The 9,360-nt window shown below is 45.4% G+C and carries 11 protein-coding genes and 8 tRNA genes; 18 read left to right on the top strand and 1 reads right to left on the bottom strand.

The window, feature by feature from the left end; all coding sequences use genetic code 11:
- The first annotated feature begins 253 nt into the window (after positions 1 to 253).
- From FS666_RS18210 to FS666_RS18170, 9 genes are all read left to right on the top strand, one after another.
- Positions 254 to 1,090, top strand: coding sequence for an RsbT co-antagonist protein RsbRA (locus FS666_RS18210; protein WP_144463648.1), 837 nt, complete (start codon positions 254 to 256; stop codon positions 1,088 to 1,090).
- Positions 1,087 to 1,443: an STAS domain-containing protein gene (locus FS666_RS18205; RefSeq protein ID WP_120075887.1), complete on the top strand. Its 357-nt coding sequence runs from the start codon at positions 1,087 to 1,089 to the stop codon at positions 1,441 to 1,443. Before FS666_RS18210 ends, FS666_RS18205 begins: the two co-directional genes overlap by 4 nt.
- A 4-nt stretch (positions 1,444 to 1,447) precedes the next feature.
- Positions 1,448 to 1,849: an anti-sigma regulatory factor gene (locus FS666_RS18200; RefSeq protein ID WP_120075886.1), complete on the top strand. Its 402-nt coding sequence runs from the start codon at positions 1,448 to 1,450 to the stop codon at positions 1,847 to 1,849.
- Between the two features lie 14 nt (positions 1,850 to 1,863).
- Positions 1,864 to 2,874 (top strand): PP2C family protein-serine/threonine phosphatase, encoded by a 1,011-nt coding sequence (locus FS666_RS18195; RefSeq protein WP_144463647.1) that lies wholly within the window; start codon positions 1,864 to 1,866, stop codon positions 2,872 to 2,874.
- A 77-nt stretch (positions 2,875 to 2,951) separates the two neighbouring features.
- Positions 2,952 to 3,281, top strand: a complete 330-nt coding sequence (locus FS666_RS18190) for an STAS domain-containing protein (RefSeq protein WP_120075882.1) — start codon at positions 2,952 to 2,954, stop codon at positions 3,279 to 3,281.
- Positions 3,281 to 3,754 carry an anti-sigma B factor RsbW gene (rsbW, locus tag FS666_RS18185; protein ID WP_120075881.1) on the top strand — a complete coding sequence of 158 codons (474 nt, stop codon included), beginning with the start codon at positions 3,281 to 3,283 and terminating at the stop codon, positions 3,752 to 3,754. Before FS666_RS18190 ends, rsbW begins: the two co-directional genes overlap by 1 nt.
- Entirely contained in the window at positions 3,732 to 4,526 is a 795-nt protein-coding gene (gene sigB, locus FS666_RS18180) for an RNA polymerase sigma factor SigB (protein WP_120075879.1), read from the top strand. The genes rsbW and sigB overlap by 23 nt, the downstream gene beginning before the upstream one ends.
- The gene (locus FS666_RS18175) at positions 4,523 to 5,122 is read left to right on the top strand and encodes a PP2C family serine/threonine-protein phosphatase (RefSeq protein WP_120075877.1); all 600 of its coding nucleotides are present in this window, start codon (positions 4,523 to 4,525) and stop codon (positions 5,120 to 5,122) included. Before sigB ends, FS666_RS18175 begins: the two co-directional genes overlap by 4 nt.
- A gap of 94 nt (positions 5,123 to 5,216) precedes the next feature.
- Positions 5,217 to 7,400, top strand: a complete 2,184-nt coding sequence (locus FS666_RS18170) for a Tex family protein (RefSeq protein WP_120075875.1) — start codon at positions 5,217 to 5,219, stop codon at positions 7,398 to 7,400.
- A 17-nt stretch (positions 7,401 to 7,417) separates the two neighbouring features.
- On the opposite strand, the gene cmpA is transcribed toward FS666_RS18170, so the two are convergent.
- The gene (gene cmpA / locus FS666_RS18165; RefSeq protein ID WP_120075874.1) at positions 7,418 to 7,534 is read right to left on the bottom strand and encodes a cortex morphogenetic protein CmpA; all 117 of its coding nucleotides are present in this window, start codon (positions 7,532 to 7,534) and stop codon (positions 7,418 to 7,420) included.
- Positions 7,535 to 7,628: 94 nt separating this feature from the next.
- Here cmpA and FS666_RS18160 point away from each other — a divergent pair, with 94 nt between their 5' ends.
- The 9 genes from FS666_RS18160 (at position 7,629) to FS666_RS18120 (ending at position 9,281) form a co-directional block, all read left to right on the top strand.
- On the top strand, positions 7,629 to 8,081 hold the full coding sequence (locus tag FS666_RS18160) for a SprT family protein (RefSeq protein ID WP_120075872.1): 453 nt from the start codon (positions 7,629 to 7,631) through the stop codon (positions 8,079 to 8,081).
- 122 nt (positions 8,082 to 8,203) lie between these two features.
- A tRNA-Ser gene (locus FS666_RS18155) sits at positions 8,204 to 8,294 on the top strand.
- 12 nt (positions 8,295 to 8,306) lie between these two features.
- Positions 8,307 to 8,378 (top strand) — tRNA-Glu (locus FS666_RS18150).
- Positions 8,379 to 8,637: 259 nt separating this feature from the next.
- Positions 8,638 to 8,710 (top strand) — tRNA-Asp (locus FS666_RS18145).
- Positions 8,711 to 8,767: 57 nt separating this feature from the next.
- Positions 8,768 to 8,842, top strand: a tRNA-Gln gene (locus FS666_RS18140).
- 1 nt (position 8,843) lies between these two features.
- A tRNA-Lys gene (locus tag FS666_RS18135) sits at positions 8,844 to 8,916 on the top strand.
- Between the two features lie 86 nt (positions 8,917 to 9,002).
- Positions 9,003 to 9,089: transfer RNA gene (locus FS666_RS18130), tRNA-Leu, on the top strand.
- 9 nt (positions 9,090 to 9,098) lie between these two features.
- Positions 9,099 to 9,175, top strand: a tRNA-Arg gene (locus FS666_RS18125).
- Positions 9,176 to 9,204: 29 nt separating this feature from the next.
- Positions 9,205 to 9,281: transfer RNA gene (locus FS666_RS18120), tRNA-Pro, on the top strand.
- The last annotated feature ends 79 nt before the right edge of the window (positions 9,282 to 9,360 follow it).

Here is a 9,360-nt window from a genome sequence, read left to right as displayed (position 1 = left end):
TTATCTCGTCGGAGGCACTCCAGTCTGTACGTCGATGGGCAAGGCGCTTGCGCTTTTCTTAATACCCGCTATTGCTATGTTTAAAACAGTCGGGAATATCGACCCAGACTTAATGATATAAACGCCAATTGAAAGCGATTGCGGGAAATTGGGCTTTCTTGCAAACGTTTGTCAATTGCATGGCGAAATTGCTAGAATAACTATATGAAACAAAATTAGGGCGTAAACAGGCAAACGATTGGAGGATGAATGAGTGAATACCGAAGTTGTCAATTTTATAAAAGAACACAAGGGCGATCTGCTCGAAAATTGGATGGCCGCAATGAAAATAAGCAGCCACGAACGGTCATTGAACCTCATTTCAGATGATGTGTTCAAAGACATTAGCCATGAGTTTATTGAAGTTGCGGTTTCCAACATCATAGATTCAGAGAATGGGTTTAACCAGAAGGTTGAACGCTTTACTGAGAGGGTTGTCAGGATTGGCTGGGAGCTGGTCTTTTTAATGGACGGGCTTAGTACGTTAAAAATCCTTGTTTTGGAGTTAATGCAAAAGGAAAAGGATTACAGCAGCGAAGAAGTGATCGAATTGATCACCGAGATAGATCGCTGGGTTGCCCCGATGACGAATCAGATCATCGAGTCTTATTCCAATAATTGGGAGAAAACCGTTTCCCTTCAAAAGGTTGCCCTTCAAGAATTGTCAGCCCCATTGATACCTGTATTTGAAAAGATCTCTGTCATGCCGCTCGTGGGAACGATTGATACGGATAGAGCGAGACTGATTATGGAAAATTTGCTTTCGGGAGTCGTTAAACACCGTTCGGAAGTTGTTTTGATCGATATAACCGGTGTTCCTGTTGTCGACACGATGGTTGCACATCACATCATACAGGCGGCAGATGCTGTCAGGTTGGTAGGATCAAGGTGCATGCTTGTGGGAATCCGTCCGGAGATTGCACAAACGATCGTTAACCTCGGCATCAATCTTAATCAGATTACAACGACAAGCACCCTGCAAAAGGGAATTGAAAAAGCAATGGAGTTTACCAATAGAAAAATCGTGGTGCTTAAGGAGGGTAAAGATTGAGAATACCGATCTTAAAGCTCAAGGATTGTTTGCTCGTTTCCATTCAGTGGGAATTGGATGACCAAACAGCCCTTTCATTTCAGGAACATCTCTTGCAAAAAATTCATACGACAAATGCCCGTGGTGTCGTCATCGACATTACGTCCATTGATTTTATTGACTCTTTCATTGCCAAAGTATTGGGCGACGTAATGGAAATGTCAAAATTGATGGGTGCAAAAGTTGTCATTACCGGAATACAGCCGGCGGTGGCCATTACTCTCATTGAATTGGGAATCAGGCTGGAGGATGTTATGACCGCTCTTGATCTGGAAAACGGATTGGATAAATTACAACAGGAACTGGGGGATTAAGCCTATGGAGCTGCAGTCCTTCGTAAAAATATTAAATGAATGGGACATCGTAGCAGTTCGCCAATTAGGCAGAAATGCCGCGAAAGAGCTGGGCTTTGGGGTAGTGGACCAGGCAAGGATTACAACTGCGATCAGCGAATTGGCCCGAAATATTTTCTTATATGCCGGTGAGGGAAAAGTAACCATTGATAAAATATGTTCAGATGGAAAAAAAGGATTGAAAATAATTGCAGAAGATGAAGGGCCGGGGATAGCGGATATTCGAAAAGTGATGGAAGACGGATATTCTACTTCCGGAGGATTGGGAGCCGGTCTTCCGGGTGTCAAACGGTTAATGGATGAGTTTGATGTTCAATCACAAGAGGGAAAGGGCACTGTCATCACTGCTATCAAGTGGCTCCGGTAGAAGGAGTGGGTTGAGTGGATTTTTGGGATACGGTTAAACCGAAATACAGAGATATTATTAAAAAATATTTGATTGATAAAGATGAGAAAATTCTTTATCAAGGACAAAAATTAAGCCGCAAGCTGATTGAGCATCGTATCGCACCTGAAGAAATTGTCAGCCTTCACAAGGCGATTATGATGGAAGGGGATCATTCCGCCGAACAATTGTTGGATTCATTTGATGTCCTTCTGGAAGTGATGATAGCCTACGGGCTTGCGTACAGGGAGCATCAAATTCTCAGGACTAAGCAGATGGCGCTGAAAAACGAAATCGAAGTGGCTGCCAGCATGCAGCAGACTCTGCTCAGGACGTCCATCCCCCAAATACAAGGGGCAGAGATTGGGGCGATCAGTGTGCCGGCCAGACAAATGAACGGCGATTACTTTCATTTTGTCATCGATGACGCCCAAAATGTCGGGATAGCGATTGCGGACGTCATCGGAAAAGGGATCCCTGCTGCACTGTCCATGTCGATGATCAAATATGCCATGGACAGTTTACCGGAAGATCAACTTCGGCCGGGTACGATACTCAAAATCTTAAACCGGGTCGTCGAGAGGAATGTCGATCCAAGCATGTTCATTACGATGTGCTTTGGGGTCTATGACCAACGGGAACATACATTTTGTTATTCAAGCGCAGGACATGAACCCGGCTTTTTTTACCATGCAGAGAGCAAGGAGTTTAAGGAGCTGGAAGGAAGAGGATTGTTACTTGGAATTGATAAGAATACCGAATACCGTGAATATCTAAAAGATTTGGCGCCGGGCGACATGGTCATCCTTTTATCTGACGGCGTCACTGAATGCCGGACTGACGAAGGTTTTATCGAAAGGGAGGACCTGACGGGCCTGATCAGGAAATATATTGATTTGCCGGCTCAGGAAATCGTAGTGAGCGTCTACAAAGAATTGGAAAGACTGCAGGAATTTGAACTTCGGGATGATTTTACATTAATCATTTTAAAGAGATTCATAAAATAAAAAATATGTTTGCTTTATCTAAAAGTCGGGTATGTGTAAAAAGTACTACAAACTTACATATTATAGGGGTGGGTAATGTGAATGTTTCTATAAAGGTAAAAGAAGAGGACGGCACTATTTACGTGGAGCTTACTGGCGAAATAGATGCTTATACAGCTCCAAAGGTAAAGGAGAAACTCATGGAGGCTGCCAAGGGCGATAACGTCAAAATGAATATAGATTTATCGGGTGTGAACTATATGGACAGTACCGGTCTTGGTGTATTTGTCGGGATTTTTAAACAGCTTCGTGCTCATAACGGTGAAATGAAGCTGACCGGTATGACGGAAAGGCTACAGCGCCTGTTTGATATAACCGGGCTTGCAGATGTGATGGACATCAATACCGAGGTGGAGGGTGGAGTATAATGGATGCAGCTTTTGATTATATCGAGATGAAGGTGCCTGCCAAGCCGGAATATGTTGGAGTCATCAGATTGACCATTTCGGGGATCGCCAGCCGGATGGGTTTTTCATATGAATTAATTGAAGATATTAAAATTGCTGCAAGTGAAGCTGTCACTAACGCAGTTCAGCATGCGTACAAGATGAATGAGGACGGTGAAGTTGTTGCGGGATTTGCGCTATATAACGACCGCCTTGAGGTAATGGTGTCTGATTCCGGAAAAAGCTTTGATATGAGAAAGATACGCCGCGAAACCGGCCCATATAATGAAAAGGAAAATGTGGAATTTATGCGTGAAGGAGGATTGGGTCTATATTTAATTGAGAGTTTGATGGATGAAGTAAACGTCCAGCTGAACCAAGGGGTCAGTGTCCATATGACGAAATACCTCAAAGGGGAGCAGGTGGAGCTTGATGCCGAAAAAATCTCAACCTGATTACAAAAACACTGACGTCAATAAATTGATCAAGGCCTTTCAGCTCCACGAAGACGAAGAGGCCCAAAACGAACTTGTCCTTCATTATAAAAACTTGGTAGACTCAATCGCGCGCAAATATTCAAAAGGCAAGTCATACCACGAAGATATTTTTCAAGTGGGAATCATCGGCCTGCTCGGTGCTATAAGGCGTTACGATGAATCATACGGGAAATCGTTCGAAGCTTTTGCGATCCCGACGGTTATCGGAGAAATTAAACGTTTTTTGCGCGACAAGACGTGGAGTGTTCATGTTCCCCGCAGAATCAAGGAACTGGGGCCGAAAATCAAGACGACCGTAGAGGATTTGACGAGGGAGCTTCAGCGGTCTCCGCAAATTCATGAAATCGCGGACCGCCTGGATGTGACGGAAGAAGAAGTGCTGGAAGCGATGGAAATGGGCAAAAGCTATCAAGCATTATCTGTGGATCATTCCATTGAAGCGGATTCTGATGGCAGTACCGTTACTTTATTGGATATTATCGGAAATGTGGACGAGGGCTATGAAAAAGTAAATCAGAAGCTTGTTGTGGAAAAAGTCTTGCATGTGTTGACGGAAAGGGAAAGACAAATTATCCAATATACGTATTTGGATAATTTGAGCCAGAAGGAAACCGGCGACCTGTTAAATATTTCGCAGATGCATGTTTCAAGGCTTCAGCGCCGGGCGATTAAGAAGCTGAAGGACGCCATATTTGCAGAGCCGGCTAATACGGAGAGCTCAACCTCATGATACATTTTCAAAGCGAACGCCTGGAGGCATATGCTTTTCAAAGAGCCAAAGAGGGAAAAACTTATTGCGGCGATAGCTTCTACATGACAGCGAACAATGATTACTTTCTTTGCGTTCTTGCTGATGGCCTTGGAAGCGGTGAGTACGCCTATGAATCTTCCCGGGCAGTCACTTCCGTTGTCAAATCAAACCCGGAAGAAGATGTCCAGACACTCATGAACTTCAGCAACAAAGTGCTTCTCAGCAAACGCGGAGCGGCAACTGCCATCTTTAAAGTCGATTTCCGTGAAAAGACCTTTGAATACAGCTGTGTCGGGAACATCAGATTTTATTTGTATACTCCCTCCGGTAAAATGGTCTATCCAATGCCTGTATCGGGTTATTTATCAGGCAGGCCCCAAAAATTCCGGACGCAAACATTCCCTTACGAACCCCAATCCAACTTCTTAATCCATTCAGACGGTTTTGTCAAAGAGGGTTCAAAACCGTTCACCGACAACCGCCAAACGGTATCTGCCATTGCCAACCGGTTGAAAGTGAATCAAATAAATAAAAATGATGATGTTACATTTATTGTCGGAAGCCTGCTTAAGTAAGCGGGTTTTTTGTTTTTTTACTCAACATGGTATTTGGGTGTACCGCGATGTTAAGATAAAATAATAGTGATTGAAAATGAAACGAGGGATTCCGATGATTGAAACTGAAACGAAGACCCATCACGATCAGCTCATTCAGAAGCTGGCAAAAGAATTGCAGCTTTCAGGCAGACAAGTCAAAAGTGTCATCACTTTGCTTGAAGAAGGGAACACGGTTCCGTTCATTGCCCGCTATCGTAAAGAAATGACCGGGGCGCTTGATGAGGTTCAAATAAAAGATATTATGGAAAGCTGGACGTACATACAAAATTTGGAGCAGCGAAAAGAGGATGTCCTTCGCCTCATTGAGGAGCAGGGAAAGCTGACCGAAGAATTGAAACAAAAAATTGTTAAAGCCGATAAACTGCAGACAGTGGAAGACCTCTATCGTCCATACCGGCAAAAACGCCGGACAAAAGCGACCGTTGCGAAGGAAAAAGGATTAGAGCCGCTGGCTGACTGGATGTGGGGATTTCCTGCAGAGGGGAAAGTGACAGAGGAAGCGGAAAAATATGTTTCCGATGAAAAAGAAGTAAGAGATACCCATGAAGCGATCCAGGGGGCTAAAGATATTCTGGCTGAGCGGATTTCCGACGATGCCGCAGTCCGGCAATGGATCAGGGACGAAACGTTCCGTTCCGGCCAAGTGACGTCAGAAGTGAAAAAGGCAGAGCTGGACGAAAAATCGGTGTATGAGATGTACTACGAATATGAAGAACCGGTGAAAAAAATCGTTCCTCACCGGATCCTTGCATTAAATCGCGGTGAAAAGGAAGGTATATTACGGGTATCCATCAAGCCGGATACAGAAAAAATCATCGGCTATTTAAAGAGAAAGTTCATTAAAAAGGAAGCTTCCGTTTCCGCCCCAGACGTTGCGGAGGCAATCGAAGACAGTTACAAGCGCCTGATTGAGCCTGCCATTGAGCGGGAAATCAGAAATGAACTGACGGCAAAAGCGGAAGACCAGGCCATTCATATTTTTTCCGAAAATCTCCGGAAACTGCTGCTTCAGCCCCCGCTAAAAGGAAAAATGGTCCTTGGTGTGGATCCGGCTTATCGGACCGGCTGCAAGCTCGCTGTTGTCGATGAGACAGGAAAAGTTCTTCATATTGATGTGATTTATCCGCATCCGCCAAAAGCGAAACCCGAGCAGGCGAAAGGGAAGATGATCGATGTTTTGAAAAAATATAACATTGAGATTGTTGCGATCGGCAACGGGACGGCTTCACAGGAAACGGAGCAGTTTACAGCCAATATTTTAAAAGAGTTAAATGCTGACATCTCCTATATTATTGTCAATGAAGCGGGGGCAAGCGTTTATTCGGCATCCGATTTGGCGAGGGAGGAGTTTCCTGAGCTGCAAGTCGAAGAAAGAAGTGCAGTCTCAATCGCCCGCCGTTTGCAGGACCCGCTTGCAGAGCTCGTAAAAATCGATCCCAAATCAGTAGGCGTCGGCCAATACCAGCATGATGTCACCCAAAAGAAATTGAACGAGCAACTGGCCTTTGTTGTTGAAACAGCGGTGAACCAAGTGGGGGTAAACGTAAATACCGCATCCGCTTCGCTGCTTCAATATGTATCGGGTTTAAGCAAAACAGTAGCAAACAATATTGTAAAGCAGCGCGAGGAAAACGGGAAGTTTACGAGCCGTGCCCAATTAAAGAAAATCCCAAGGCTTGGAGCGAAAACGTATGAGCAGGCGATCGGATTCATGCGCATATTAGATGGAAAGGATCCGCTCGACGCCACGCCTATCCATCCGGAAAGTTACCCGGAAGTTAAGAAACTGCTTGAATCAGTCGGGTTGACCACTGCGGATGTCGGCACTGAAAAAATGGCTGAAGCCTTAAAGCATTTGTCGGTTGAGGAAACGGCGAAGGAGCTCGGGCTTGGCGAGTTGACTCTTCGGGACATTATAGAATCATTGATGAAACCAGGACGCGATCTGCGTGATGAACTGCCAAAGCCTTTGTTGAAAAAAGACTTATTGAAGCTTGAAGACTTGAAGGCCGGAATGGAACTTCAGGGAACAGTCCGGAACGTTGTTGACTTCGGTGCTTTTGTAGACGTTGGAGTCAAAGAGGATGGCCTGGTCCATATTTCAAAATTGAGCAACCGCTTCGTGAAGCATCCGCTTGATGTTGTTTCACTCGGAGATGTCGTTGCCGTTTGGGTGGAGAATGTCGATGTTCAAAAAGGGCGCCTGTCTTTGACGATGATCGATCCGAATAAATAAATGAAGAAAACACTGCTTCAGGGTGAGCAGTGTTTTCTTCTGTAAAAAAACCAACATTGGTTAAGCAGTTTAATTTGATACCGGTCTTTTTCCAAGAAGGCTTTCTGCATCTGGTTTTGAAACCAGACAGGCATTCGTCATAACCTCCCCGCCGAAAATTTTGGTAGTATTATTATATGATGAAAATAGCTGTCGTGTTCAATTTTTAGGGCAGCCGGAGGTAAGGAAATGACAAACGAACAGCTTCAGGCACTGACTGAAGAGATTTCTGAAACATATTTTTTAAAACCATTCAAACATCGGGCTTTCTTTAACCCGCGACTCAGGACGACCGGAGGACGCTACATGCTTGGGACTCACAATATCGAAATCAACAGGAAATATTATGAGGAGCACGGAATGGACGAACTGGAAGGTATTATTAAACATGAGCTCTGCCACTACCATCTTCATATAGAAGGGAAAGGCTACAAACATCGGGACGAGGACTTTCGGTGGCTTATGAAAGAAGTCGGGGCTCCCAGGCATTGCACGCCGCTCGTCATAGAAAAGAAAAGGGCTGCCATAAAGCGGATCTACGTTTGCACGAAATGCGGACAGCATTATGAACGGCAGCGGAGGGTAAACACAAACCGCTATTTTTGTGGAAAGTGCCGTGGAAAGCTTCAGGAAAAAGTTTGAATTCAGATGTTTTGAGGTAAGCAGGAGACAGCTCATGGAAAGTCTGAAATTAAGAATAAAAATTGCCGTGGACCTCTTGACAGCCCTGCGGATAGTATTTATAATCGGAAGAGCATTCGTACGGGGAAGTACTCAAGAGGCCGAAGAGGTGCCCCTGCTAAGGGCATAGGTCGCGTAAGCGGCGCGAGGGTTCAAATCCCTCCTTCTCCGCCATTTTTTTATGTTGGCCCCTTGGTCAAGCGGTTAAGACACCGCCCTTTCACGGCGGTAACACGGGTTCGAATCCCGTAGGGGTCATTAGAAAAGCGGAAGACGGCTGCTTAGGGGCGACAAGCGCTGGAGGGCAAGCCTGTGAAGTCGTTCTTTGACTTCATGGGCTTGACTGAAGCGACCTCGAGCCTCTGCCGTCTGTAGCTGGACAATAGAAAAGCGGAAGGGCCTGTTCAGCCCCGACAAGCATAAGGCGATTCCCGAGGAGGCAGCACTTCAGCCGCCACAGGGAATTGACTTATGACCACGAGGGGCTAGGCGCTGCAGCTGGCCATCATAATTTCCTGGTCCCGTAGTGTAGCGGTTAACATGCCTGCCTGTCACGCAGGAGATCACGGGTTCGATTCCCGTCGGGACCGCTTAAAAAATCCTTGCAATTTTTTGCTGGTTTCTGTATAATAAAGAACTTGGATTGATGGGCTATAGCCAAGCGGTAAGGCAACGGACTTTGACTCCGTGATTCGCTGGTTCGAATCCAGCTAGCCCAGCCAAGAGCCATTAGCTCAGTTGGTAGAGCATCTGACTTTTAATCAGAGGGTCGCAGGTTCGAATCCTGCATGGCTCACTCTTTTAAAAAAAGAGAATGAGATATAAAAAACTTGTTGACACATTCAAGGTAAGGTGCTAAAATATATTTTGTCCTTGAAAAAGGCGGTCGTGGCGGAATCGGCAGACGCGCTAGGTTGAGGGCCTAGTGGTAGCAATACCGTGGAGGTTCAAGTCCTCTCGACCGCACCAAAAACACATGCGCCCGTAGCTCAATTGGATAGAGCGTTTGACTACGGATCAAAAGGTTAGGGGTTCGACTCCTCTCGGGCGCGCCAATTAAAACATTCTCTTTTAATCTATCGAACGGGAAGTGGCTCAGCTTGGTAGAGCACTTGGTTTGGGACCAAGGGGTCGCAGGTTCAAATCCTGTCTTCCCGACCATAGAAAAAATAATAATGCGGGTGTAGTTTAGTGGTAAAACTACAGCCTTCCAAGCTGTTGTCGTGGGTTCGATTCCCAT

The sequence above is a fragment of the Siminovitchia fortis genome (assembly GCF_007681465.1).
GTDB classification, from domain to species: domain Bacteria; phylum Bacillota; class Bacilli; order Bacillales; family Bacillaceae_C; genus Siminovitchia; species Siminovitchia fortis.
This window is presented reverse-complemented; position numbering and strand designations above follow the sequence as displayed.